Origin of the sequence: Lachnospira multipara ATCC 19207 (assembly GCF_000424105.1) — a bacterium.
GTDB lineage: Bacteria > Bacillota > Clostridia > Lachnospirales > Lachnospiraceae > Lachnospira > Lachnospira multipara.
This window is the reverse complement of the sequence record NZ_AUJG01000012.1, coordinates 23716-49192: the sequence shown is the minus strand read 5'-3', so window position 1 is coordinate 49192 and position 25477 is coordinate 23716. Positions and strand designations below refer to the sequence as shown.

Annotated in this window: 24 protein-coding genes; 5 read left to right on the top strand and 19 right to left on the bottom strand. The window is 35.8% G+C overall.

Features of this window, described 5'->3' with window-relative positions; translation table 11 throughout:
• Nucleotides 1-10: 10 nt before the first annotated feature.
• The 15 genes from fliB to G600_RS0109485 all read right to left on the bottom strand — a co-directional run bounded on the left by fliB (nucleotide 11) and on the right by G600_RS0109485 (nucleotide 16349).
• Complete coding sequence (gene fliB, locus G600_RS0109555) at nucleotides 11-1216, bottom strand: flagellin lysine-N-methylase (RefSeq protein WP_027431735.1); 1206 nt, start codon at nucleotides 1214-1216, stop codon at nucleotides 11-13.
• A gap of 72 nt (nucleotides 1217-1288) precedes the next feature.
• Complete coding sequence (locus G600_RS0109550; RefSeq protein WP_027431734.1) at nucleotides 1289-1807, bottom strand: hypothetical protein; 519 nt, start codon at nucleotides 1805-1807, stop codon at nucleotides 1289-1291.
• 57 nt (nucleotides 1808-1864) lie between these two features.
• Complete coding sequence (locus G600_RS0109545; protein ID WP_027431733.1) at nucleotides 1865-2578, bottom strand: hypothetical protein; 714 nt, start codon at nucleotides 2576-2578, stop codon at nucleotides 1865-1867.
• Nucleotides 2579-2748: 170 nt separating this feature from the next.
• The gene (gene truA, locus G600_RS0109540; RefSeq protein WP_027431732.1) at nucleotides 2749-3492 is read right to left on the bottom strand and encodes a tRNA pseudouridine(38-40) synthase TruA; all 744 of its coding nucleotides are present in this window, start codon (nucleotides 3490-3492) and stop codon (nucleotides 2749-2751) included.
• 11 nt (nucleotides 3493-3503) lie between these two features.
• Entirely contained in the window at nucleotides 3504-4589 is a 1086-nt protein-coding gene (locus tag G600_RS0109535; protein ID WP_027431731.1) for a GGDEF domain-containing protein, read from the bottom strand.
• Between the two features lie 142 nt (nucleotides 4590-4731).
• Complete coding sequence (locus tag G600_RS14340; protein ID WP_034246166.1) at nucleotides 4732-6816, bottom strand: RecQ family ATP-dependent DNA helicase; 2085 nt, start codon at nucleotides 6814-6816, stop codon at nucleotides 4732-4734.
• Nucleotides 6817-6881: 65 nt separating this feature from the next.
• On the bottom strand, nucleotides 6882-7094 hold the full coding sequence (locus G600_RS0109525) for a DUF1858 domain-containing protein (protein WP_027431730.1): 213 nt from the start codon (nucleotides 7092-7094) through the stop codon (nucleotides 6882-6884).
• Nucleotides 7095-7159: 65 nt separating this feature from the next.
• Nucleotides 7160-8455 carry a UDP-N-acetylglucosamine 1-carboxyvinyltransferase gene (locus G600_RS0109520; RefSeq protein ID WP_027431729.1) on the bottom strand — a complete coding sequence of 432 codons (1296 nt, stop codon included), beginning with the start codon at nucleotides 8453-8455 and terminating at the stop codon, nucleotides 7160-7162.
• A 181-nt stretch (nucleotides 8456-8636) separates the two neighbouring features.
• On the bottom strand, nucleotides 8637-10172 hold the full coding sequence (locus G600_RS0109515) for a M23 family metallopeptidase (protein WP_027431728.1): 1536 nt from the start codon (nucleotides 10170-10172) through the stop codon (nucleotides 8637-8639).
• Nucleotides 10173-10271: 99 nt separating this feature from the next.
• Nucleotides 10272-10838: a flavin reductase family protein gene (locus G600_RS0109510; protein WP_027431727.1), complete on the bottom strand. Its 567-nt coding sequence runs from the start codon at nucleotides 10836-10838 to the stop codon at nucleotides 10272-10274.
• A 25-nt stretch (nucleotides 10839-10863) separates the two neighbouring features.
• Nucleotides 10864-11541: an NUDIX domain-containing protein gene (locus G600_RS0109505; RefSeq protein ID WP_027431726.1), complete on the bottom strand. Its 678-nt coding sequence runs from the start codon at nucleotides 11539-11541 to the stop codon at nucleotides 10864-10866.
• A 142-nt stretch (nucleotides 11542-11683) separates the two neighbouring features.
• The gene (locus G600_RS14335; RefSeq protein WP_034246163.1) at nucleotides 11684-12517 is read right to left on the bottom strand and encodes a hypothetical protein; all 834 of its coding nucleotides are present in this window, start codon (nucleotides 12515-12517) and stop codon (nucleotides 11684-11686) included.
• Between the two features lie 131 nt (nucleotides 12518-12648).
• A complete protein-coding gene (locus tag G600_RS0109495; RefSeq protein WP_027431725.1) occupies nucleotides 12649-13179 on the bottom strand; it encodes an HDIG domain-containing metalloprotein in 531 nt (176 codons plus the stop codon).
• A 184-nt stretch (nucleotides 13180-13363) separates the two neighbouring features.
• Nucleotides 13364-15181 (bottom strand): methyl-accepting chemotaxis protein, encoded by a 1818-nt coding sequence (locus tag G600_RS14330; protein ID WP_051195467.1) that lies wholly within the window; start codon nucleotides 15179-15181, stop codon nucleotides 13364-13366.
• Nucleotides 15182-15416: 235 nt separating this feature from the next.
• A complete protein-coding gene (locus G600_RS0109485) occupies nucleotides 15417-16349 on the bottom strand; it encodes a hypothetical protein (RefSeq protein WP_027431724.1) in 933 nt (310 codons plus the stop codon).
• Between the two features lie 197 nt (nucleotides 16350-16546).
• Between G600_RS0109485 and G600_RS15140 the strand changes: the two genes are divergently transcribed.
• Complete coding sequence (locus G600_RS15140; protein WP_027431723.1) at nucleotides 16547-17110, top strand: TetR/AcrR family transcriptional regulator; 564 nt, start codon at nucleotides 16547-16549, stop codon at nucleotides 17108-17110.
• A 139-nt stretch (nucleotides 17111-17249) separates the two neighbouring features.
• Here the strand turns inward: G600_RS15140 and G600_RS14320 are convergent, their stop codons facing one another.
• Nucleotides 17250-18002, bottom strand: coding sequence for a HesA/MoeB/ThiF family protein (locus G600_RS14320; protein WP_051195466.1), 753 nt, complete (start codon nucleotides 18000-18002; stop codon nucleotides 17250-17252).
• 246 nt (nucleotides 18003-18248) lie between these two features.
• Here G600_RS14320 and G600_RS0109470 point away from each other — a divergent pair, with 246 nt between their 5' ends.
• The 3 genes from G600_RS0109470 to G600_RS0109460 all read left to right on the top strand — a co-directional run bounded on the left by G600_RS0109470 (nucleotide 18249) and on the right by G600_RS0109460 (nucleotide 20387).
• Nucleotides 18249-18725, top strand: coding sequence for an MFS transporter (locus tag G600_RS0109470; protein ID WP_027431722.1), 477 nt, complete (start codon nucleotides 18249-18251; stop codon nucleotides 18723-18725).
• Between the two features lie 136 nt (nucleotides 18726-18861).
• Nucleotides 18862-19830, top strand: coding sequence for a hypothetical protein (locus G600_RS15840; protein ID WP_027431721.1), 969 nt, complete (start codon nucleotides 18862-18864; stop codon nucleotides 19828-19830).
• Nucleotides 19831-19982: 152 nt separating this feature from the next.
• Nucleotides 19983-20387 (top strand): RNHCP domain-containing protein, encoded by a 405-nt coding sequence (locus G600_RS0109460; protein WP_027431720.1) that lies wholly within the window; start codon nucleotides 19983-19985, stop codon nucleotides 20385-20387.
• A 217-nt stretch (nucleotides 20388-20604) separates the two neighbouring features.
• On the opposite strand, the gene G600_RS0109455 is transcribed toward G600_RS0109460, so the two are convergent.
• Both G600_RS0109455 and dtd read right to left on the bottom strand, forming a co-directional pair.
• On the bottom strand, nucleotides 20605-21645 hold the full coding sequence (locus tag G600_RS0109455; protein ID WP_027431719.1) for a M42 family metallopeptidase: 1041 nt from the start codon (nucleotides 21643-21645) through the stop codon (nucleotides 20605-20607).
• 44 nt (nucleotides 21646-21689) lie between these two features.
• The gene (gene dtd, locus G600_RS0109450; RefSeq protein WP_027431718.1) at nucleotides 21690-22136 is read right to left on the bottom strand and encodes a D-aminoacyl-tRNA deacylase; all 447 of its coding nucleotides are present in this window, start codon (nucleotides 22134-22136) and stop codon (nucleotides 21690-21692) included.
• A gap of 230 nt (nucleotides 22137-22366) precedes the next feature.
• Here dtd and G600_RS0109445 point away from each other — a divergent pair, with 230 nt between their 5' ends.
• On the top strand, nucleotides 22367-23947 hold the full coding sequence (locus G600_RS0109445) for a glucose-6-phosphate isomerase (protein ID WP_027431717.1): 1581 nt from the start codon (nucleotides 22367-22369) through the stop codon (nucleotides 23945-23947).
• Nucleotides 23948-24095: 148 nt separating this feature from the next.
• Here the strand turns inward: G600_RS0109445 and G600_RS0109440 are convergent, their stop codons facing one another.
• The gene (locus tag G600_RS0109440; RefSeq protein WP_027431716.1) at nucleotides 24096-25418 is read right to left on the bottom strand and encodes an O-acetylhomoserine aminocarboxypropyltransferase/cysteine synthase family protein; all 1323 of its coding nucleotides are present in this window, start codon (nucleotides 25416-25418) and stop codon (nucleotides 24096-24098) included.
• Nucleotides 25419-25477 lie beyond the last annotated feature (59 nt).

Sequence of the window (25477 nt, the reverse complement as noted above, 5' to 3'; positions counted from 1 at the left end):
CTATTCCAAACTAGTCAAACATTAAGCAAATTGCTTCTAGATTAGTTACGGAATATATTTCATTTGTTTCAAACATTTCGTTGTACACTTCAAAATTAGAATAAGAGTGTTCAAATTGTCTTGAGTATAAATGTGCTATATCAACTTGTTCTGTAAAGGATAGTGTCTTTCCATTGCAATACCAAACCGCAATGTCTGCTGCCTTTAAAACAATATACCAAACAATACAAATTGTAGTCTTTAAGAGTAAATCGTAGTCATTAACTGCATCTAGTAGATATCTAAATATTGTGTAGTTAAATAACTGGTCATACTCAGCAAGTCTATCCTTGTAGTATTCATTGAATTCGTCCTTTAATTCAATAGCTTTTCTACTTTCCTTGATATCTTCGTAGAACTTATCCACAGCCTGACAGACTTTATACCAATCAGGGTTGATAACTTCCATGCCTTCAAAACTATCAAAGTAGTGTTTGATCTGCTCAAAATACTTAGCATCCTGAGGGAAACCAAGTTTTCTAGCAGAGAGTGTCTCTGATTCAAGACGTCTCTTTCTAATATTTTTAATAGCCTCATCCACCAAATCCTTATTCTCATAGGCCTTTAGCACGTTGCCTATCTTCTCATCTTCCTGAATATCAAGAAGTCGCTGCACATCCCTGCTCATTGCAAGGAAGGCTGCAATACGCTCGCCCAACTTATAATCCGTGTCATTAATTAAGTTAAAGCTTAGCTTTCTTACCCTTCTAAGAAGCATATATACAAAAGGGTCGATGTCATTAAGAGCGATATCCTCATCAATATCAGATTCGCTAAATTCCATCATTCCTCTTTTGGCAAATATAATTTCCCCAGCTGTCTTACAAGATGGTGCAATTCCCATCTCTCTTAAGGCGCCAAAATTGTTAATAAATCTTGGAAACTCTGCACAGGTATCGCAAAGCTTGTCCTCTCCTAACTCTGTATATAAATCACAAAGATTAGCATCATTTAAGAAGGGACATCTTTTTTCCTTTGTTAAGGTAAATGTGCAGCCGCCCTCTTCATCATCTACAGAAACCGCCTTTAGTCTATCCCCGAAAGGTCCTGTTACTGTCTTATAAAAATCGTTTGATTTCTTGTCTACATCCACATCCCAGCCTGCACAACAAGTATCTGTGCAGTCTCCAGCGATGCATTTAAATTCCTCATAATACTTAGGTGTTACTAGTTTCATTTTTCCCACTTACTTCCTCATTTTCAATAATCTTTTACTTCTTCTTTTCTTCTATATTTATCTTCTAATCTCTTAATCTTCTATTTTTCTAGTTCTAAAGTAATTTATAATGTCAAAAATCGACTTAATTGCTAGTGGTAAAATAATTGCTACTGCAATCATGTAAATGTAGAACTCCTGCGGATTTGAGATAAGTAACTTAACTTCTTCTGACTCATAAATTCTTGCAAGCATATCCATATCGCCCATATATCTTGCATAGCCAAGCATCATGACAATAAGCACTGCCACTGAAGATGAACTTGTAATTATTACTGCAATGACCATATCAATGTTACGGCTAAGATACTCCATATGCTTAACTGCCGCTTTAGCTCTAATACTTAAAATGAAGCTTATAGTTATAAGCACTGAAAAAAGCATATAATTTAGTCCCACTGAAGCTCCCATTTCAAAAGCTGAAGCATCTGATAAATCCTTATAATTTCCAATAAATGTTAACATATAAATGACAGATCTAATTCCTGTTAGTTCTCCAAGTAAAAGAACTATGCTAAATGCAAGTTGTCTTTTTCTATATACCTTATCCATAAGCCTCCTAATCTGCTATAAAGAACATAAGAGCAGGATTATTCCTGCTCTTTAATTTTAGTTATTATTAAATCCTGAAAAATCCTGACTTGGAGCTGTAGGCTCTGTCTGAGCTACTGGAGCTACTGTCTCAGTTGTAGGCTTTACCTGCTCTACTGGAGTCTCAACAACTTCCTCTAAAGTCACTTCTTCAGTTGCCTGTGCTGTGTAATTCTTCTGTTGTGGCTGTGATGCATTTTCAAAAAGCTTATTATTCATCTTATGAAGTGAAACAATCGATGTAACACTTAAAATCAAATAAAAGATAAAAGCTGCAATTGTTGCACATACAAGGATTGCAACTAAGATTTCAAGCTTATCTACATCGTCAATATATGAATTAACTTCATAAACTTTCTCTACTGGTAAATATCCAAGAAGTACTGCGGCAACTACGTTAAATACATAAGCTACAGTGCATAAAATAATGTTAATTAAAGCTTCAACAAAGATAAAAATTGTTCTTAATACATAAGAAAGGGTACCCACTGCCTTATGTGAAACAAAATTCATAATAAAAGCTAAAACTGAAATTCCTGTAAGAACCATGAAGGCAATTGTCCAAATAAATAGATTATTCGCCATGCCATAATAAATTACAGCGGTATTAGTTGAATAATTCTCTTTTAGTGCAATCAAGCACATCTCAACAATTCCTACAATTGATGCGATAAGGCCAAGAAAAATCACTATTCTGAAAAACACGTTGGCCACTTTAGTTTTCTGGGTCATCTTGTAAAAAACCTCCCTATATTATCAAGTCTTGTCTAGTTAGAAATTGCGACTCCAACTAAACTCATATTTATCTGCAAATGAGATAAACAACCTTTATTTTACATTATATAGGCATAAATTTCCATAAAAGATTGAATTTTTGATATCTATAACAAGTTTTGTTTCTTCTATTTGGCATAGTGAACTTTTAATAGAGTTAATCCCTTTGCAGGAGCGGTTGGTCCAGCAAGGCTTCTATCCTTTGCCTCAATCAAATCTATAATAGACTCTGGGCTTCTCTTTCCCTCTCCTACCTCAATTAGGGTACCTGAAAGAATTCTTACCATATACTGTAAAAATCCCTTTCCATGATATGTTAGATACATATAGCCATTTCTACATGTAACATCTATAGAATAAATCTCTCGAACTGTGGACTTCTTCATCTTTGGGTTTCCACAAAAAGACTTAAAATCATGTTCTCCAACTAAGTAACTTGCGGCCTTTTTTATAGCCTCGACGTTAATTTTGCCCTCAAGGACTGTGACATATTTTCTATCAAATACAGGCTTCTTATCCCCGATATAACAAGCATACTGGTAAGTTTTACCCATGGCATTATATCTAGCGTGGAATCTATCCGAAGCCACCTTCACCTCATTAACCCCAATATCATCAGGTAGATAGTGATTCATATAATCCCTGATTTCCTTCTCTGACATTTCAGTTTCCATGTGGACATTGCAAATGTATGCCTTAGCATGAACTCCTGCATCGGTCCTACCACAACCAATAACCTCTACTTCCTGGCCTAGCATTTCCTTTAAAACCGACTCAAGCTTTCCCTGAATTGTCATCTCTATATCTGGCTGGTGCTCCCATCCGTAAAATCTACTACCGTCATAGCATACAGTCATTTTGTAATTCTTCATAAACTTAACCTTTACTTCCTAACTATGTTATTTTTCCCCTTGCCCTTAGCAATGTAAAGTGCCTCATCTGCCACCTTAAAGACCTCATCTAAATGCTGTCTTTCATAGGTCACAGTGATACCGCCACTAAAGGAACAAGAGTTATTAGTTGGCCCCATAAAAGCATAATTTATAAGAGAAAAACTCTCTCTTAGGGCATCAAGTAATGCCTCATGCTCGTTTATGTTGCCACCTTCAAAAATAAATAAGAACTCCTCGCCGCCGTATCTGCCAACGATTGTATGTCTCTCATCAATAAGACTGTTTAAGAGAAGGCCCAAAGTCCTTAAAACCTTGTCTCCATTTTCATGTCCATATTTATCATTAATTTGTTTAAAATCATCAATGTCTATTATAGCAACAGTTACTGGATTAAATCTATCAGCATTTTTAAGCATCTCCTCGCCGCGCAAATCCATATAACCTCTTGAATGTACCTCTGTTAAAGGGTCAAAATCTAGTTTTCTTTTAAGCTCTATCTCTTTTTCAAGATTTTCCCTATTAAGCTTTGCCACATTTCTTGCATATTCCTCCATGGCGTTTGCTAATAAAAATGCAATCACTGTAATTATGGCACTAACTATAGCGCACTGCATGTAAAAGGACATATTCTCAGGATAGTCCCCCACCACAAAGACATAGGCCAAGGCAATAATGCCCATACTGTAGATAAACATTACCCTTATTAATTTAAAGTCATGGAAAATGCTACAAAAGATCATGGCTATTGCTGGTCCTGTCCAAAGGCATGGAAAATAGCATTGGAAAACTGCTAAAGAGCCCACTACTGTTGCAAAGGCCATAGCACATGCCCAATATTTTGACTTAGCTGTTTCTTTCTTAGAGTCATTAAAACGCTTCGCCGCAATTAGGGCAAGCACATTAATTGCAGTTGGCATTATAATGCGTTCCGACAAATACACAGATATTTCCGAACCTAAATCATCTGTAACTATATAATAAATTGTTAATCCAATATTGCTTATTACATCAAATATAATAGCAACTAATATAATTCGTAAAATAAGCGATCTAATTCTTGCTTCAAATTCACTCATACTGGCCTCTTTATTAAAAATTACGTTCAATAACTTCTAATTAAATTTTAGTTTCTAAAGAAACCTTTGTCAATATTATACATTATTACTATATATGTATATGAAGCCTTCTTAGCCTTTAGACTCGCTTACTAAAGCTATTTTACAAATCCCAGTCACTATCATCTATCTTTTTGCCATCAAATTTTGCTATTTCTCTAGCAAATTCAAGACCGTATTTTTTATTCTTATTCTCACCAACACCTGAGATACCAAGCATTTCCTCGTAGCTTGTTGGTCGATAGATACACATTTGCATCAAAGTCTTATCACCAAATATGATGTAGGCTGGCATCTTCTCTCTAGCCGCAATGCTCTTTCTAACTTGTTTTAAGTTGGCAAGTAGCTCTTCTGCCTCAGGGCTTAGATTTATCTTACTTGCAGAAGTATAGTAATCTCTACTAATTCCTGCAGGTCCACGTTTACGCCCCTTAGCTCCTGCGCTGCCATAAGAATAGTCATCTCCGTAGTCAGAATATCCATAGCTTGACGAGCCATAGCCAGCTCCAAAAGCTCCATAGCTAGAACCTGCTCTGCCGCCCGAGAAATCAGACTCTGACATAGAGCTTAGACTACGCTTTCTAGACCTTGTAAGTTCTCTCTTAAAGCTGCTATCTTTGCCTTCATCACGAATACTAATCTTAATGTCACCATTATCAAAGACCTTTCGTCTTGGTCCCATTTGAAGAAGTGGATACTGACCTGCGGTCTTTACTAGAACTTCCTGTCTTATAAGTTCATTTATAATGTCCTTTAAAGAGCGTTCAGATAGACTTGCTAGGCTTGCAAAAGAGGATAATTCATTAAGTCCCATTCTAATAATTCTGTCGTTGTCATCCCCTCGAAGAACAGATATAACCATGCCCTGGCCAAATCTTTCTCCTAGTTCATAGACGCAGTCCACTAGCTTACTAGCTTCATTTGTCACATCCACAAAATCCACTTCATTACAGCAATTGCAACAATGTCCACAGGCGGTCATGGAATTAGCTCTGCTATCCTTATAGTCTGCCTGCTCCCCGAAATACTGTAAAATAAAAGTACGAAGACAAGCTGTAGTATTACAGTAATCAATCATAACCTGTAATCGCTTACTATCTCGTCTAGCAATTTCCTTTTGAGTTTCAATATCTATATCATCCTTAGCTTCCTTATTCTCAATTAGGAATCTGTTAATAATAATATCCTGAGGATTATAAAGTAATAAGCACTCTGACTCTTCTCCGTCTCGGCCTGCTCTACCTGCCTCCTGATAATAATTTTCCATAGACTGTGGCATGTTATAGTGAAGGACATATCTTACATCGGACTTATCAATACCCATACCAAAGGCGTTAGTTGCCACCACAACTTTAACCCTATCATATATGAAATCGTCCTGATTCTTGCTACGTTCCTTGTTTGTCAAACCCGCATGATATCTGGTTGCAGGAATGCCCTTACTATTGAGTAAATCACATATCTCGTCTACATTTTTCCTAGTTGCACAGTAGACAATACCGCATTCATCTCTATGTTCTAAGCAGTATCTAAGGGCCTCTACAGGCTTACTTGTCACGTGCTTCACTCTAAAGTATAGATTTGGTCTATCAAAACTAGTTATAAAAACTTGCGGATTATTTAGACCTAAAATCTTAATAATATCTTCCTTAACTTCCTTTGTGGCAGTTGCTGTAAATGCAGCAATAACCGGTCTTCTCTCAAGCATATTTACAAACTTTACGATATTTAGATATGCCGGTCTAAAGTCCTGTCCCCACTGAGAAATACAGTGGGCCTCATCGACTGCCACCATGGAAATATCCACTGCGTGAATAAGCTCGAAAAAGCGCTTAGTATCTAGTCTTTCCGGCGCTATATATATAATTTTATACTGACCTCTGCAAGCATTATCAAAGGCCATAGAAATCTGTCTTTCTGTAAGGGAACTGTTAATGTAGGCCGCATGAATACCTGCCTGATTAAGGGCAAAGACCTGGTCCTTCATTAAAGATATAAGGGGCGAAATAACTATTGTTATACCGGGAAGTTGTAGGGCTGGTACCTGATAGCAAATGGACTTACCAGCGCCCGTTGGCATAATTCCAAGACAATCTTTCTTTGCTAATATCTCATCTATTATTTCTTTTTGTCCACTTCTAAATTCTTCATAACCGAAAACAGATTTTAATATTTCATTACTTGTCATAGAATTCCTTTCAAAAAAAGAGTGCCACCCTTATGGGCAACACTCTAAATTCACTCATGTATTAATTATGGCTGAACTAATTCTAAATAACGATTAACATAAGCCTCAACGTCCTCTGGATCTAAGCCATGAACCTGACTAGCTTCTGCTAAAGATTCACCCTGTGAAGCTGGGCATGTAATACAACCCATACCGCATTCCATTAAAGCATCAACTGCTAATGGATTCTGGGCAATGATATCAGCGATAATCATATCCTGTGTAACCTTCTTCTCCATATCTTCCACTCCTTATAAGTTGATATAACTATACTATCACATTAATTACTGGCAAAAAATGAATTTTATCCAATTTTTAGCTTAAATTTCTGTAAATCTCTCTCGTTATCAACTTTCTCAATATTACCACCAAGGCTAGTTAACTTCTTCTCGAAGCTCTCATAACCTCTCTGAATATATTCAATATCATCAATTACTGAGAAACCATCTGCTGATAAAGCAGCTACTACAAGTGCTGCACCAGCTCTTAAATCAGGAGCACTAACATCTGCACCAGAGAACTTCTCAATACCTTCGATGTAAGCTGTGTTGCCTTCAACCTTAATCTTAGCACCCATTCTAGCTAATTCATCAACGTACTTAAATCTGTTCTCGAAAATGCTTTCAGTTACCATACTGTTACCTTCTGCAACAGCTAATGCAATTGCCATCTGTGGCTGCATATCTGTTGGGAAGCCTGGATATGGTAATGTCTTAACATTAGTAGCCTTAAGTGTTCTATCTGTAGCAATAACTCTAACTGAGTCATCACCTTCTATAATTGTACAGCCCATTTCAAGTAACTTAGCTGAAATAGACTCTAAATGCTTAGGAATAACATCACAAACTGTAATATCACCATGTGTTGTAGCTGCTGCCATCATAAATGTACCAGCTTCAATCTGATCTGGAATAATAGAGTATGTGCAGCCGTGTAAGCTTTCAACACCCTTAATTCTAATTACATCAGTACCAGCACCCTTAATATTAGCGCCCATAGCGTTTAAGAAGTTGGCAACATCAACTACGTGTGGCTCCTTAGCAGCGTTCTCTAAAATTGTAGAACCCTCTGCCATACAAGCAGCCATCATAAGATTAATTGTGGCACCTACTGTAACCACGTCAAAATAAATATGAGCTCCTACTAAGTGCTCAGCCTTAACATGAACCATACCCTTATCAATATCGTCCTTAGCACCAAGTGCTCTAAAGCCCTTTAAATGCTGATCAATAGGTCTTGAACCAATATTACAGCCACCTGGAAGTGCAACATTAGACTCATGCTTCTTTCCAAGTAATGCTCCAAGTAAGTAATAAGAAGCTCTAATCTTCTTAATATAATCATAATCTACAACTACATCATTAATAGTTGAGCCATTAATTTCTACTGTATTGTTATCTAAATATTTAACCTTTGCACCAATCCCCTGAATTGCCTGTAAAAGTACTCTTGTATCTCTAACATTAGGTACGTTCTCTATTGTAACTGTCTCATCACTCATAATTGCTGCAGCTAAAATTCCAAGAGCTGCATTCTTAGCACCACCAATAGACACACTACCATTTAGTGGTGATCCACCTTTAACAACAAACTGTTCCATTTATAAACCTCTTTATTTCTTGGCCTTTGCCTTCAATCCCTAGTTACATATCAAATTATCTTTTTAATAATCCTAAAGAATTATATCACAAGAATTAATTTTGTAAAGGTTAGCACCTCCACTTTAAAAAAGCGTGAAACTACAAAAGCTTGTAACTTCACGCTTTAACCTGATGTCATATTTAATTTTTATTAACGTAATCTAATGGATTTAATGAAACTCCGCTCTTCCATATTTCAAATAGAAGTTCATTATCACTTGCTGCTCCACTATTACCTGTCTTAGCAATTACACTACCCTTAGTTACTGTATCTCCTTCAGAAACATTAAGCTCTGATAAATAACCATATCTTGTAATTGTTCCATCACTATGCTTAATCTCAACTACGTAACCATAGTCTGAATACCATCTAGCCTTTGTTACTGTACCGTCATTAGCTGCTAATACATTCGTGCCGCTATCAACGCTCCAAATAACTCCATTTAAAGAACCATCATCAAATAAGCCTGACTTATAAGTTCCAACGGATGTGGCAAGTGGTCTTGTAAAGCTTGATGATGATAAAGTACCAACAGAAATACTAGCTGGTGTAGCCTCTGTTGTAACATACATGCCAACTGTCACATAAGATCTTGTCATCTCTGTGTTGTTGTAGTAAACAATATTGGCTTCAGTGTATCTCTGGCCTGTTGTTCCCTCACTTGTAACAACATTATTATACTTTGATAAGCTATCGTCATCTGTATATTCTGGGCTTACATCATATTCCTGTTGGAAAGATAACTGCTTAGTTGTTACTACAGTAAGGATTGTCTCCTTAGCTGGAACTGTAATAATGTCACCCTCAACTAATATTGTATTAGCATTAATTAATGGGTTTAATTTAACTAAGTCATCCACTGTAACCCCGTATTTACTTGCAATAAATTCTAGATCTTCATCTTCAGCTACAATATAGCTTTCATTAACTGTCTTTTCTTCTGTTAACTGGCTTAACGCATCCTCTACAGAAGCTGTAGCTTCAATTCCTTCTGGAACTGCAATAATAGATACATTTTCCTTAAATTCAATTGCTGTAATACCGCCATTAGTAACGTCTGTTGCTTCATTAACGGTTGTTCCGTCGCCACCAATAGCTGCGGCAACAATATCACTTGACTGATTTGACTCTGATTTCTTCTCTAGGTTAACTACATATCCGCTATCAATCTTTTCTGAAGATGCGATTGTAACCTTATATTGTGAAAGAGTGTCGTACTGTTCTACTATCTGATTAAGTACATCCTCTACTTCTTCTAAACTTGAAAGTGTAACTGTGTAATCATCTACTCTTAATGTATAATCGAAATTTCTCTCTACCTCTAAGACGTTATCAAAAAGATAACTATATATATCATCGCTTAATTCATCTACGCTTGATCTATTAGCAATCGCTCTAGTTTCCTCTACAATCTCAATATCAGGATTCATATAAACATCACTACTATACTGAGCTGAAAGCTTCTTTCTTGCATTGGCTAAAGCCTCATTAACATCGTTTACTGAGTTAGCAGCCCCTACTGTAACTCCATTAATGGAAATTGAATAATATCCTACTTTAGTGTCAAGCATACTTTTTGTATAAAAAGGAATTGAAAATGCAACTATGAATCCTGTAAGTGCTGTAATAATAATAGCTGCCTTCTTGATTCCTCTTCCATATCTAGTTATATGCATAACTGTAATCCTACCTCTAAATCAAATACATAAAAATGTAATATTTTTGTAACAAATTAAATATTACCAAAAAAGCCCGAAAATGTAAACTCTATGTAATTATTTCTTCTTTTTTACAGAATAGCCAAACTTACCAATATGCTGGCCTAAACCATAATACTGACCGTGTGCATAGGCAATAAGCTCAGCCTTTTCTAAGTGAAGAGTTCCCTTTTCATCAAGCAAATCTTCGTTAACATTTACCGCTACTACTTCTGCTAAGAACATGTCATGAGTACCAAGCTCAATCACCTGCTTAAGCTTACACTCAATGTTTACAGGACTTTCCATAATGCCTGGTACCTTAATCTGTGTAGACTTATATTCTGTAAGATGCATTTCCTTAAACTTATCCATGTCTCTACCAGAACGTACTCCACAAAAATCTGTAGCTCTAGCTAGCTTCTTAGTTGTAAGATTTACCACAAATTCGCCACTTTCCTTAATGATGTCATGGCTATATCTTGATTTTCTAACAGAAATTGAAACCATAGCTGGGTCTGAACATACAGTTCCTGCCCAAGCTACTGTAATAATATTAGGTTTTTCATTTCCTCTCTTACAAGAAACCATTACTGCAGGCACAGGATATAACATATTTCCTGCTCTCCATGTCTGTTTTTTCATATCTAATACCTCAAAATAAAATGTATTATAGTGCAGATTTAATCATCTCATAGGCCTCTAAAATAATTTCCCCATGATCTGCTGCAAGTCCGATTTTTTCAATCGTCTTATATTCTTTTCCCACAATTCCAGCTATATTTACATAAGCCTTTTCAATATCTGCTGCAATGACTTCTTCCTTTTCCTTTGAAGTTAAAGTAAGTCTTGTAACATTTTCAGAAATATCCACTAAATTAATATCAAACCATGCTGCATCACTGGCATCATCGTCTGCCTCAGCCTTCTGAGAACCTTCTGGAATCAAAGTAACAAAGGCTGTTGTAATAATTCTTGTTCTTGGATCTCTATCATACTTTCCATAGGATTTAAGCTGAATTGCGTCGATATCACTAATTCCTGTCTCTTCCTTTAATTCTCTAATAGCTGCTGCCTTTAAGTCTTCCTTAAAATCTACAAAGCCGCCTGGAAGAGCCCACATACCAATACTTGGATGATTGCCGCGCTTAATAAGAAGCAATCTGTTGATTTTCTTATGTCCATCTTCTTCAATATAAGTAAAAACCAAAGTGTCCACCGTATTACAAGGACTTTGATACTTAGTTGGATCATAATTATTTAAAAATGTTTCTAGGCTTTCACCTTTAGCATTCTCCCTGCCGTTCCCTAAAAATTGTTTGTTTTGTTCGCTGTCTAAATATGTCATCTTAAACCTCCTAAAGACATAAATCTTTTTATGGGCTTACATAAGCCCTCTTCACCCCATCTTTTGTCATTATATAATAAATCCATAAAAAAAGCGAGACCACTGGGGTCTCGCCTAAATTCACTATTAAATTCTAGTCATCTTATAATGTAAATAAAATGTTGATGATCATTGATGCAAATGCACCTGCTGTTGCTGCTAATGCATAAACAAGTGGTAACTTGTTCTTATCCTTAACAAGGAGTGTTGCAAGTGTTACAACAACGATAATTTCAAAACCATAAGAGAACTTATTAACTAAGCTTGCAAGTTTTGTAAAGAACTCAACATTGATTAAGTCAATTAAGTTAGCACAAACACCGATAAGATCTGAGATAATACCAGCAATTGAGAATAATAAAATACCCTGTGTAAAGCTGATTCTATTGTTGTTCTTCTTATCAAAATAGTTTGTAAGTAGTACAAAAACTAATGCTGCAAGTGAAGCATAAGCATAAATCTGAAGTAAATCAATACCAGAGTTTCTACCTACTGTAGCCCACTGGAATTCACGATTGTAAAAAGGAGTGCTATAAGCAATAACTGATTCTAATTCACTTAAAATGTTATTAATAAAGCATAATACAACAGATACTGTAAGCATGATGTATGCTGCAGCTACTGAGTTTGAACGAAGATAATTAACAACTGCATCGAAAGGCTTTGTAAATACCTGTGTAAAGAATGCAAGTACTGCTGCAACAGCTGGGTTCATTGGCTTTGGAGCCTGATACTGTGGCTGCTGGTATTGTGGCTGACCCTGGTATTGTGGCTGACCTTGGTACTGTGGCTGACCCTGATTAAACTGTGCCTGATTGAACTGAGCCTGACCTGCATTAGCTGTCTGTGCTTGTCCCTGAGCTACATTTGATGTCTGCTGGCATGTACAAACTTCGTTATCCTGAAGCTGCTTGCCGCAATTTGGACAAAATTTCATATTGTAATCCTCCAATATTTTTATTTTATAGTTGTGAAAATATTTTAATATATCACAATGTAAAATATTATAACATGAATTAATATACCCGTAAAGATAATTTAAGTTTCCTGTATCCAAAAAGTTCAGTATTATCTAGCTTTCTGGTTAAGTATTCTTTTTTTAGTTTTAAAGAATCTATCTAAAACTTCGCAAGAGGTAACAAATTTATCCACCATAATAATTACGTAACTTTCCTTGTAAGTAGGAAGAGTTAAAGTAAGTGGGAACATGTGCTTTACAATAATATCCCCTTCTTTTCTTGTAAGCTTAAAATACTTATGAGCATTATAAAGAGCCTTATTGGGATGCTCAAAACCGTGTAATCTTTCATTCTTTCCCGGTGTGTAATCATGCCAGTCATAAAGGAATAAATCGTGAAGCAATCCGCCCTTCATTAAAGCCTTCTCATCCCAACCAAGAATCTTCGCCAGCTTGTAACAATAATAAGCCACATGTACGCAGTGCTGATAGCAACTTGTCTGACTGTGATGATTAAACTGCTTCATCTGTAAAACGATTGGATGCTCTAAAATTTCCTTAGCCTCCTCATAAAACTCCTTGCCATATTTATCCTGTAACTTATGGCCTTTATAAATCTTATCTAATAACTTCTTACTCATAATTTCCTATCCTTTTCTTTTTGAAAATGTATCTCTATATATTATCTACTTGGTATTCAAAATTTATAGCTAAGCAATATTTTATCTTAAATGAGGTCTAAAAAAAAGACCCACATTTGTAAAATATGGGTCTTTTGATTAATTATTTTCAATTACAAAACAGTATTCATTTTTTTGATAAATTTTACTGCTCGTCAATCTTAAATCTATGAACGATTTCCTCAAGCTCTTCAACATAGCCTTCACATTCGTCAACCATATTTAAGTTGCCGCTTGTTTCCTGAACAATTTCAGTTGTCTTTTCAGCAATGTCAGTAACGCCTCTTGCTGCCTCTTCAACTGTTGTAGAAATCGTTGAAACAGATTCTGTAACCATATCGATAGAACCACCAAGCTCTGATAGAGAGTTCTTAATATCAATCATGCTCTCCTTAAAGCTATTAGCATCACTGTAGTACTGCCCACTTACTTCTGCAAATTGAGCATAGTCACTAAGTACTGTCTGCTCAAGGAAGCCATTGATTTCTTCTAAGCACTCGCTCATCTTATTAACTGACTTATTTACATCACCAATGATGCCATTGATGTTTCCTACTGCATCACTTGTCTGGTCTGCAAGACTACCAATTTCTGTAGCAACAACTGCAAAGCCCTTACCAGCTTCACCCGCTCTAGCAGCTTCAATAGAAGCATTTAATGCAAGCAAGCCAGTCTGTGAAGAAATAGCCATAATAGTGTCTGTAAGTTCATTTACTTTATCCACAGCTTTTGAGCTTTCAATAGCTTCATCTGCCTTAGCCTTAACAGATGAGTACATTGACTTAGTCTTATTAGTAGCCTGATCTGTGCTAACCTTTAACTTATCAGCTCTATCCATAATCTCTTCAGATAAGCCAACGCCAGAGTCTGCTAACTTGTCAATATTCTTTGCCTCGCCCTGCATCTCCACAACATTTTGAGCAATTGTCTCAGCAGTTGAAGAAGTCTCCTGCATAGCTGCTGCAAGCTCTTCACTAGTTGCAGAGTTATCGGTACATTTATTATTAACCTCATCCGTACTATTACGAAGCTCCAAAACGTTACTATTAATCTTTTCACCTGCATCGCTAATATTAACAACAATACTTGTAAGATGCTCAATCATTTCATTGGCCGCTCTAGCAATTACGCCAATTTCATCTTTACGCTTGCCAAGCTTTTCACTATTGTCATTCTCATCTGTTGTAAAGTCAAATCTTGCTGTCTTATTAAGTTTTTCAGTTACCACTCTTAATGGGTTAAGGAATAATCTAATAACCACATAAAGGATAATAGCCATAATAATAATACCTACGATTAAGAAGATTAATAGGTAATTCTGTAAATCATCAATAGGCTTCATTACCTGTGAAAATTCACCAAGAACAACTACGATATTGCCACCATTAGTAAAGGCATAACCTGCGAATTTCTTATAGCCATCAGCTGTGTAAGTTACAACACCATTACCGATTGAGCTTGTGCTAGCACCTGCCTGTAACTTTTTACAAATAGCATTAATAGCATCATTTGTAACAGCTGTACCAATTCTATCTTTCTCTGGATGATAAACCATAATTGCATTTTGACTTGAAAGGTAAGTATAACTTGTATCAATACCCTCAAGGGAAACAGAACCTAGAGAATCCTCAAAACGCTCTGCAATTGTAGATGCATGCTCAGATGGACTTGTCTCAGCCCATTTTGTAATGTAGGCTTCAATTGTTGCTGCACCTTCTTCATTTGCTTCTAAACCATACTCAGGTGCTAGCGTTTCCATCTGAATATTTAGGGCAGTCGCAGCTGTTTCAGCCAGATTCTGTGCATATTTGTAATATGTATCTTCCATAGTATTTCTTGAACTTGTAATGGCAAAATACATCTGCACTGAGATTAATACACCAGCAATTATAAAAGCTACAACAGATAGCTTAAAAGCTAATGAATTTAAAATACTTACATTTGTTTCATTCTTCTCTGACATAAATAACCCCCTTAAACGGAATTTTTTTACGTTTTCTCTAAACGCATATTTATTTGTTCACAAAATAAAAAAAGCAGCTACAAATCCTCTAAATAAGGTCTGTAAAACTAAGCTAATTTAGCTTAATTTCAAGGCTTTACTTAGGTACTTGCGGCTACCTTTTATATGAGGTCTTTAAAGGACCTCTCTCTAAGATATATTTTACCAAAAAAATTAATATATTGCACGAATAATTTTACTTTTTTCTAAATAAATATCTAAACTTATCTATTAACTTTGCAAAAAGCATTAAACATGTGATTCCTACTACTACTTGAAGGGGGTATACAGGTAATTTTTCTTCCGGTATTAGAAGCGCTAAAACCCCCATGGCTGCTGCCGGCGGAAGATACATTTTCATATATCTCATTATTAAAAATGTTACGCTAGCCACTAGAGCTGCAACTAAAGTTAGAGGAAGACCTGCCTTAACTGTTAATATAAAACGGAAGACCATGCCTGTTGTGGCACAAAGTGTAATTAATAGCACTGCCTTAACGGGGGCTTTAAGAGCTTTATTTCCCTTCCTTGTAAACTCAGTAAAGGCCACAAGTAGTGGAGGGGCTAGCATAAACTTTAAATCCTTAGGAATAAAGATTAGCATAAGCAAGCTAACCACTATAATTCTTTCAAGGACAAGGACTATATTGTCCTTATTTAGGCTGTCCGCTGGCTTATAAACCACATTTAGTTTAAGTCCCTTTTTTACTAAAATCCATCTGATAAATACAATCAAGCTTGTAAGGCTAATGGCAGCTAAAATGTAGACATAGCCTCTAGTTTGAAGCATAACAGGGAGCACTATTGCTGAAATCATTGGGGCCATTGTAGTTCTTGATAATAGGAAAATCACCTGACTTAGGGCATAAGCTACTATCATCTGAAAATATATAGGACCTGGTAAAAACAATACTATCAATACACCACATACAGCAGAAAGGGAAATGTATAAAATCATACGTTTTCCATCCACAACCCATGGAAGAGCAGCTAACACAAGGCTTCCCACTGATAGAGCAGCCAGTTCTGGGAATATTATTTCTTTTTCTCCTAAAAGTTCTGATAAGAATACCATAAATGTTATAACTAAAACTGCAAGTATATAGTTAACTAGATTTTTTCTATTCATTTCTTACTCCTAATAACTTGATAATCTAAAATAAAGTTGTATAATACAACTCTGTCCTTGTATTTATTAAAACAAAAAGACAATATAAAGTAAATGTTTAGATTTTGCTTTACTTTTTGTATATAATGTTATACTATCAGAGTATAGATGTATAGCTTTATGCACAAATATGGGAATAAACAAAAAAGGAGATTTTTATGGCTGAACGACGCGATGTTATCAGAACAAAGAAAGCTTTAATCACAGCGACTTATGAGTTAATTCAGGAGCCACACACAAAGACGATTACAGTCAACGACATTCTAGAAAGAGCAAACATTAGTAGGGGAACTTTTTATGCTCACTACAAAAACATTCCAGATTTAATTGATGCAGTTGAAGATTATATTCTAGACCAATTCAACGAATTATTCGATCAACTTACAGCAATTCCGAAAGATAAGGTTGAAACACGTCAAGCAATTATTCAATTAATCAATATCATTGAATCACGTCAAAGTGATTTAAACTCAATTTTTAACTATGTTGACGATGTTAGATTACAGCATAAGATCAAACTTAGATTCACTTATAAGATTGCAAAGTCTTTAAGCGAAACAGCTAATGTTCATGATCCTGAATTCTTAAGCGTTTGCATTTGTTCAATTGTATTTAACCCTATTATCAAGTGGTTTGATCACCCAGGTGATGTTACAAAGGAACATCTTGCAGATAACATTACAAGATTTATCTTTGACGGTTATAAGTCATTCTTTAACTAAGATAGGCTAAGAATTCATAGATAGTTTAAAACGAAATAAGAAGATTATTAAAGGGAATCCGCTTAAGTTTTTAAACCGGCAGATTCCCTTTTTTATTATTTTGAACGCAGTGTAAGCAATCCCCCGCTTTACAATGACATTAAGCCCCACAGCTCTCACAATGTTCGTTTCTTTCTGGCATAGTCACCTTTCTAATATTCATGCTAAGTCCATCTACTATTAACATTTTCCCAGTAAGAAGTTCGCCAATTCCAAGAAGATACTTAATAGCCTCAAGGCTTTCTAAACTAGCAATAACACCAACAATTGCCCCGATGGTTGCCTTTCGCTCCACGGCGTTATTTTCCTCTGATAAGGCTTCATCTGTGAAAATGCATTTAAGGCAGGGACTTTTATGTGGTAATACGGTCATTAACTGCCCCTTAAAGTTTGAAATTCCGGCATAGACAAAGGCCTTATTGTTTCTAACGCACACCTCATTTATAAGAAATTTAGCCTTAAAGTTATCAGTAGCATCTACTACAAAGTCGTAGTCCTTTAGGATTTCGTCTGCATTTTCATAAGTTAAAAATTCACAATAGGCAGTCACCTTAATATTAGGGTTTAGCTCTAACATCTTCTCCCTTGCAGAAGCCGCCTTAAGCTCCCCTAAATCCTTAGTTTTATGAATAATCTGACGATTAAGATTTGAAGGCTCTAGTCTATCCCCATCCATGACACCTATGTGGCCAATTCCCACTGCGGCTAGGTAAAAGCACACCGGAGAACCAAGGCCTCCTGCCCCAATCACTAAACACGATGAGTTTTTTAACTTCTCCTGCCCTTCATTTCCAATCTCTTTTAATAGTATTTGTCTTTGATATCTTTCCTTTTCCTCATTATTTAAGCCCATTTTTTCCTCCTACTGCATTAACTAATCAAAATTTTATGTGATTATTATTTGATTACTTATAAGTAAATAGTCACATTTACCTTCTAATTATAGTAAAAAAGTCACAGTTTTTACAGAAAATGTACTATATAAATTTCCAATAATACTAATAGAATTATAACTATTTTTATAGTCGCTTTACTATACCAGAGAAAATAACATATAATAACTTTAGAAGTATTTTTTTGTGAAAAACTGGGGGATAATATGGCATTATTAAACGAAGATTATAGCGGTTATTCCGCTGAGGAGCTTGAGGCCAAAAAGCGTCAGATTCTCTCGTTAACAGCAGCCGATGTTAGAGATGAATTCGTAGCCCAAGCTAATGAAATGCTAGAAGATGTAAGAATTGAGTTGAGGGAGAGTCTTAGCAAATCTATTGTGGCAGGATTTATATTTACAATCTGCCTATTACTTTCGGCTGTAGTTATTTACAATTGTTACAATTCACCTTTTAAGTTTGTCATTATCATAGGCTTGTCTTTAATATGTGTAACACTACTTGTTATATTTATTAAGACTCTAGAAAAGCTAAAGTTTTCAAAGACTAGACTTAACAAGAGTGAATCAGAGGTATGTGCTCTTAAAAACACTATGCTTTCAGAGAAAGACTTAATCGTTTTTAAAATGCATTGCTTTGAAATGATTGAAGCAAGCATCATTGAAAGCAGCATGAAACCGTAAACTTTACATAACATTTAGTTCTTTCAAATCATTACTTTTTATATTAGCCATTTATATAATCATTATTTCTATTTGACCGAAAGTTTTCATAATGATACAATCTATGGGAACTTTTTCAAAAAATGGAGGTTATAGAATGGCTAATACTAAAAAGCTCATGACTAATGTAGCCAATACATTAGGTCTTAATCTAGATCCATCAGGATATTTTTCAAGTGGAAACTATAACGGATATACAATTATTGTAAATACACTTTCAAGTTATGGTGCAGCAACTAAAGTTGAATTTAGAATTACTGCTTTTAATCCATCCACTAATACAACTCTTAATTCGGCTAATATCACAGAATTAATTAATACAATTAATAGCAACACAAGAAAGCATTTCTGTAATGCAACTATTCAGAACTGCCTTTTAACTATTAGCTTTGTACCAAACGGAAAGATGGAAGCACTAGTTCAGAACATCTGCAATAGTATTGCTTATGTGGTAAATTATCTTCAAAGCCAGAATTACATCCCTTGTGATGAAATTAGTGGTAGAACAGAAAACCTCGTTGCAGCAGTAATTGCCGGCAACTTCCACATTTTAGATAGCATTAGTTATAACGATATCAGCAAGAATTTCTCACAGGCACAGCAGTACGAACATTCAATTAAGGAAAACTTCGCTGCCGGTATTATTGGTGGTATCTTAGGTTCTTTAGTGGGTGTACTTTGTATCGTAATTATTGGACAGTTAAACTATGTTGCCGTAATTTCAGGTATCGTAATGGGTTATGCAACCTTTAGTCTATATCATAAATTCGCTAAGAAGATTTCTTGGATTGGAATTGTAATTTGCTTTGTAATTATGTGTGCTATGATTTATTTCTCAGTTCAGATTAATTACGCAATTTGGCTCGTTAGAACCTTTAGTGATGTAAACTTCTTTGATGCATTTTCATATATTCCACAGATGAAGGATTTAAGCTCAGAGTTTGCTAGCGCTTACAACAGCGACCTTATACTTAACTATATCTTTAGTATCGCTGGTGCAGCTCTTACACTTGCTAACCTACTTCAGGCTAACAAGATAAAGTATGAAACAAAGATTTTAAACTAGTATTTAACTAATTTTGAAAATGTATAATAGCCCATAAGGCACAAAAATATGGACGGCTTTTCCCTAACTTGCCTTTTTTATTTTCTTATGTTAGCATTACTTTACTTAATTATTAATATAACTATTAATATATCTAAAAACAAGGAGATAATATGAAAAAAGGTTATTATAAAGATCATGCCTGTGAAGAGACTTTCACATGCGATGTTTGCGGAAGAACAATAAAACCAGATGGTGCAAGTAGTGATCACAGAAATCACTGCCCTTACTGTCTTTCAAGTAAGCACCTTGATATCGAACCAGGTGATAGAGAAGCTGATTGTGGCGGAGTTATGGAGCCAATCGGTGTTTGGGTAAGAAAGAATGGCGAGTGGGCTATTATCCACCGTTGCAAGACTTGTGGTGCCCTAAGCTCTAACAGAATCGCAGCAGATGACAATCCAATGAAGCTTATGTCAATTGCTATGAAGCCTATCGCTAACCCACCTTTCCCACTTGAGCGAATCGAAGAGATGAGCCGTATGATGGATGAAGAAGGAAAGCTTGGCCTAGACTAAGAGCTTTTTAAACTTAATGAGAATACTTAAAGGAAGTCCAAACTAATGAGGTTAACCCCACTAGTTAGAACTTCCTTTTTTATTGTTGTATAACAAAGCATATTCAATTTAAAAACGGCTTTCTAAAAAAAAATGTCGTTTTTTTTCAATTTTTACCGTGTCCGTTTTTTGTAAAAATACAATCTAACCAAAATTAAAGATCTAATTAACTTATAAATTATAAATCTGCATAAGCCACCAATAATTTCATTGTATTAAGGGCACCTTCCTTATGACTTCTCTCATAGCCATGGGAAGCATAAACCCCTGCACCAATAAGGCCATGCTTAATGTCATAACCAGCAGATAAAGTTGCCTCAACATCTGAACCATAGTGAGGATAAACATCTACTGCATAATCAGCCCCTGCTTTCTTGGCAGCCTCAATAAGACCCTTAACAATTGAGAAAGCGTAAGGTCCACCGCTATCCTTAGCACAGATTGAAACCTGCTTTTCAGTACATGTAAGGCCTTCACCTACACAACCCATATCTACAGAAATAGCCTCAGTAACTCCCTCTGGAACAGAAGCACAACCACCGTGGCCTACTTCCTCAAATACAGTAATATGAATATAAATTGCACGCTCTGGTGTAATCTTATTGTCTGCGATATATTTTGCAAAGCCAAGTAGAATACCAACGCTTAACTTATCGTCAAGGAATCTACTCTTAATATAGCCAGACTTAGTGATTCTAGCATTAGGTTCAAAGCAAACAATATCACCAACGCTAATACCAAGCTTTTTAGTGTCCTCTTCTGACTTTACATCTTCATCAAGAACTACTTCGCAACTATCAAAGGTTCTTTTAGTATCGTTATATTCTCCATTTACATGGATACTTGCATTGTTAAGCTGGAAAGTACCTTCGTACTCACCATCAAACTTAGTGATAACTGTTACATTTTCAGTCTCAGCATTATTGGCATTCATGCCACCAAGAGGTGTAACCACTAAACGTCCGCTAGACTTAATAGAGGAAACCATGCCCCCTAGTGTATCTGTGTGAGCCTCAAGTAGAAGGCCATTTTCCTTATCTTTGCCGCCAATATTAACTAATACGCCACCTTTATTAGTTAATTTAGCCTCAAAGCCAAGCTTTCTAAACTCCTCTAAACAGTAGTTTGCAGCATCCTCAGTATAACCTGTTGGAGAGTTGATGTTTAAAAGCTCAAGAGTCTTTTCCATAATGAAATCCTGATATTTTTCAAAGTTCATTTTCCTTGCTCCTTTATAAATGTATTTTGATTTATGTCTTATTTTTACAAATCTCTAGAATCTAGAATAATTGTAAAAGGACCATCGTTAGTTAAAGATACCATCATCTCTGCGCCAAATACGCCCTTCTCTACTACTGGGACATATCTTTTGCACTCGCTAATGATGTATTCATAAAGTTCATTGGCCATTTCTGGCTTACCTGCATTTAGGAAGTTAGGTCTGTTGCCCTTCTTGCAATCTGCGTAAAGAGTGAACTGCGAAATAAGAAGTAATTCACCATTAACATCCTTTAGGGCTAGATTTGTCTTTCCGTTTTCATCTGAAAAAATGCGCATTCCAATAAGTTTCTTAATCATCTTATCTGCCACTTCCTTAGTGTCCTCCTGACCTACGCCTACTAAAACAAGAAAGCCTTTGCCGATTTCTCCCACTGTCTTTCCCTCTACTTTTACATTTGCATCTGTTACTACCTGAATTACAAATTTCACTTAAAATTTCCTCCTAAAGTTTATAATCTTAGCCCAATTTTTTAGCTGACTAAGTAAACTAGAATAATTGTAGAACATCTAGATAAATCAAGTCAATTGAACTTTATATATTGTTTCAGAAGTCTAAAAGGAGTATAATTTTCTTATGTTGTGTTTTTAACAATTTATAAATTTCCATGCTATATGGAATAAAAATAATTAGCTAAATGCTACTAATTTGGAGGTTTTATATGGTTAATTGGAGTAATATGGATACTCTAGGTGCATATAATGCACTTACTAAGGTTGCAAAAGTAGACTTAACTGAGGTTATGTCTGGTGAAAATGGTGCTAAAAGAGTTAAGGAAATGACAGTTCCTATGGGTGCTGGTCTTAACTATAATTATGCTTCTAAGCAGGTTAACGAAGAAGTTTTAGATTGCTTAGCAAAGTTAGCAGATGAAGCTCAGTTAGTTGATAAGTATGAAGCATTATATAATGGTGAAGTTGTTAATACAGGCGAGAAGAGATTAGTTCTTCACCAGTTAACACGTGGTCAGTTAGGTAATGATGTTATGGCTGATGGCGTTAATAAGAGAGAATTCTATGCTAATGAGCAGGCTAGAATCGCTGAATTTGCTAATAAGGTTCACGCAGGCGAAATCACTAATGCAGCAGGCGAGAAGTTTACAACAGTAGTTCAGATTGGTATCGGTGGATCTGACCTTGGTCCTCGTGCTATGTATCTTGCACTTGAGAACTGGGCTAAGAAGAACAACGCATTTAAGATGGAAGCTAAATTTATTAGTAACGTAGATCCTGATGATGCAGCAGCAGTTCTTAACTCAATCGATGTTGCTCATTCACTTTTCGTATTAGTTTCTAAGTCAGGTACAACACTTGAGACATTAACTAACGAATCATTTGTTAAGGATGCCTTAAAGAAGGCTGGCCTTGATGCTTCTAAGCATATGATAGCTGTAACAAGCCAGACATCTCCACTTGCTAAGTCCTCTGATTACTTAGCTGCATTCTTTATGGATGATTATATTGGTGGTCGTTTCTCTTCAACATCTTCAGTAGGTGGCGCAGTACTTTCTCTTGCCTTTGGCCCAGAAGTATTTGCAGATTTCCTTGCTGGTGCAGCAGAAGAAGACGTTTTATCTAAGAATAAGGAATTATTAAAGAACCCAGCTATGCTTGATGCTTTAATTGGTGTTTATGAAAGAAATGTACTTGGTTATCCTTGTACAACTGTTTTACCATACTCACAGGCTTTAAGCCGTTTCCCAGCTCATTTACAGCAGCTTGATATGGAATCTAATGGTAAGTCAGTTAATAGATTTGGTGAAGCAATTAATTATAAGACTGGTCCTGTAATCTTTGGTGAACCAGGAACTAACGGACAGCATTCCTTCTATCAGTTATTACATCAAGGAACTGATATTGTACCACTTCAGTTCATCGGCTTTAGAAACAACCAGCTTGAAACTGATGTTGATATTCAGGGTAGCACAAGCCAGCAGAAGCTTTGCGCTAACGTTGCAGCTCAGATCGTAGCCTTTGCTTGCGGTAAGAAGGATGACAACGCTAACAAAAACTTCGCAGGTAACCGTCCATCAAGCATTATCGTTGGTGATAAGCTTACACCAAAGGCACTTGGTGCTTTACTTGCTCACTTCGAGAACAAGATTATGTTCCAGGGCTTTGTATGGAACATCAACAGCTTCGATCAGGAAGGTGTTCAGCTTGGTAAGGTTCTTGCTAAGAAGGTACTTGCTCACGAAACAGAGGGTGCTCTTAAGGTTTACAGCGATTTACTTAACATCTAATTTAAGTTAATAATAATGAAAATGTAACAAGAAACGGGACTAGTTTTTAACTAATCCCGTTTCTTTCTCTTTTTAAGGTTTTGTATAATTACATCAATGAAGATGAATATAATGGCAAATTAATCATCTATTCTTTATAATATTTCTTTTAGGCTAGTTTCCTTTCTGCTTGTGAATTTAACTTCTCTACAGCTTCAAATCCCTGCTCTAAATCCCATAAAATGTCATCGATATGTTCTGTACCGATTGATAATCTAATTGTACTCTGGTAAATTCCAGCCTTTTCTAACTGTTCCTCTGTTAATTCTGCATGAGTTGTATCATATGGATGAATTACTAAACTCTTTACATCTGCTACATTTGCAAGTAATGAGAAAATCTTAAGGCCATCAATGAATGCATAGGCTTCCTTCTGACCACCCTTAATATCAAATGTAAATATAGAAGCACCTCCATTAGGGAAATATTTCTCATAAAGGTCATGCTGAGGATGATTCTTTAATGAAGGATGATTTACTCTTTCAACTAAAGGATGATTTGATAAGAATTCAACCACCTTCTTAGTATTCTCTACATGTCTATCAAGTCTAAGTGAAAGTGTTTCAAGACCTTGCAATAAAATCCAAGCACTAATTGGAGATAGTGTTGCTCCAGTATCTCTAAGTAAAATTGCTCTAATATAAGTTACATAAGCTGCCGCTCCTGCTGCATCTGTAAATGAAACTCCATTATAACTTACATTTGGCTCTGTAAATTGTGGGAACTTACCTGAAGCCTTCCAATCAAACTTACCACTATCAACAATAACACCACCAAGTGTTGTACCATGTCCACCAATAAACTTAGTAGCAGAATGAACAACAATATCTGCGCCATGTTCAATTGGTCTAATAAGATATGGTGTGCCAAATGTATTATCAATAACTAAAGGTATGTTATGTCTATGTGCTATAACAGCAAGTGCATCTATATCTGGAATATCTGAATTTGGATTTCCAAGTGTTTCAATAAAAATAGCCTTAGTCTTGTCTGTAATAGCATTTTCAACTTCACTATGATCATGAATATTTACAAAGCTAGTATTAATGCCGTAATTCTTTAAAGTATTATCAAGTAAATTATAGCTTCCTCCATAAATTGTATTCTGAGCTACAATATTATCTCCTGCTCCTGCAAGTGCTATAAGTGAATATGTAACTGCTGCTGCACCAGCTGATACTGCAAGTGCTGCAACGCCTCCCTCAAGTGCTGCTACTCTGTCTTCTAAAACCCCTTGTGTAGAATTTGTTAATCTACCATAAATATTACCTGAATCTCTTAAATTAAATCTATCAGCTGCATGCTGTGCACTGTGAAATACATATGATGTTGTCTGATAAATTGGTACTGCTCTTGCATCTGTAACCGGATCTGCCTTTTCCTGTCCTACATGTAATTGTAATGTTTCAAATTTATACTGATGATCGCTCATTTTTTATTCTCCTTTCAATACTTTATATATTAGTTAAGATCCTCATGAGTTTCTTTAGC

Bases quoted from the DNA above. Each gene is read 5' to 3' on its own strand.
- G600_RS0109525 (WP_027431730.1), bottom strand. From the start codon at position 7,094: ATGGAGAAGAAGGTTACACAGGATATGATTATCGCTGATATCATTGCC.
- G600_RS0109495 (WP_027431725.1), bottom strand. From the start codon at position 13,179: ATGAGTAAGAAGTTATTAGATAAGATTTATAAAGGCCATAAGTTACAG.
- G600_RS14340 (WP_034246166.1), bottom strand. From the start codon at position 6,816: ATGACAAGTAATGAAATATTAAAATCTGTTTTCGGTTATGAAGAATTT.
- G600_RS14335 (WP_034246163.1), bottom strand. From the start codon at position 12,517: ATGAAATTTTGTCCAAATTGCGGCAAGCAGCTTCAGGATAACGAAGTT.
- G600_RS0109505 (WP_027431726.1), bottom strand. From the start codon at position 11,541: ATGACATATTTAGACAGCGAACAAAACAAACAATTTTTAGGGAACGGC.
- G600_RS15840 (WP_027431721.1), top strand. From the start codon at position 18,862: ATGGCTAATACTAAAAAGCTCATGACTAATGTAGCCAATACATTAGGT.
- G600_RS14330 (WP_051195467.1), bottom strand. From the start codon at position 15,181: ATGTCAGAGAAGAATGAAACAAATGTAAGTATTTTAAATTCATTAGCT.
- G600_RS14320 (WP_051195466.1), bottom strand. From the start codon at position 18,002: ATGGGCTTAAATAATGAGGAAAAGGAAAGATATCAAAGACAAATACTA.
- G600_RS0109545 (WP_027431733.1), bottom strand. From the start codon at position 2,578: ATGACCCAGAAAACTAAAGTGGCCAACGTGTTTTTCAGAATAGTGATT.
- G600_RS0109440 (WP_027431716.1), bottom strand. From the start codon at position 25,418: ATGAGCGATCATCAGTATAAATTTGAAACATTACAATTACATGTAGGA.
- G600_RS0109455 (WP_027431719.1), bottom strand. From the start codon at position 21,645: ATGAACTTTGAAAAATATCAGGATTTCATTATGGAAAAGACTCTTGAG.
- G600_RS0109515 (WP_027431728.1), bottom strand. From the start codon at position 10,172: ATGCATATAACTAGATATGGAAGAGGAATCAAGAAGGCAGCTATTATT.
- fliB (WP_027431735.1), bottom strand. From the start codon at position 1,216: ATGAAACTAGTAACACCTAAGTATTATGAGGAATTTAAATGCATCGCT.
- G600_RS0109460 (WP_027431720.1), top strand. From the start codon at position 19,983: ATGAAAAAAGGTTATTATAAAGATCATGCCTGTGAAGAGACTTTCACA.
- G600_RS0109520 (WP_027431729.1), bottom strand. From the start codon at position 8,455: ATGGAACAGTTTGTTGTTAAAGGTGGATCACCACTAAATGGTAGTGTG.
- G600_RS0109510 (WP_027431727.1), bottom strand. From the start codon at position 10,838: ATGAAAAAACAGACATGGAGAGCAGGAAATATGTTATATCCTGTGCCT.
- G600_RS0109535 (WP_027431731.1), bottom strand. From the start codon at position 4,589: ATGAGTGAATTTGAAGCAAGAATTAGATCGCTTATTTTACGAATTATA.
- G600_RS0109470 (WP_027431722.1), top strand. From the start codon at position 18,249: ATGGCATTATTAAACGAAGATTATAGCGGTTATTCCGCTGAGGAGCTT.
- G600_RS15140 (WP_027431723.1), top strand. From the start codon at position 16,547: ATGGCTGAACGACGCGATGTTATCAGAACAAAGAAAGCTTTAATCACA.
- G600_RS0109550 (WP_027431734.1), bottom strand. From the start codon at position 1,807: ATGGATAAGGTATATAGAAAAAGACAACTTGCATTTAGCATAGTTCTT.
- G600_RS0109445 (WP_027431717.1), top strand. From the start codon at position 22,367: ATGGTTAATTGGAGTAATATGGATACTCTAGGTGCATATAATGCACTT.
- truA (WP_027431732.1), bottom strand. From the start codon at position 3,492: ATGAAGAATTACAAAATGACTGTATGCTATGACGGTAGTAGATTTTAC.
- G600_RS0109485 (WP_027431724.1), bottom strand. From the start codon at position 16,349: ATGAATAGAAAAAATCTAGTTAACTATATACTTGCAGTTTTAGTTATA.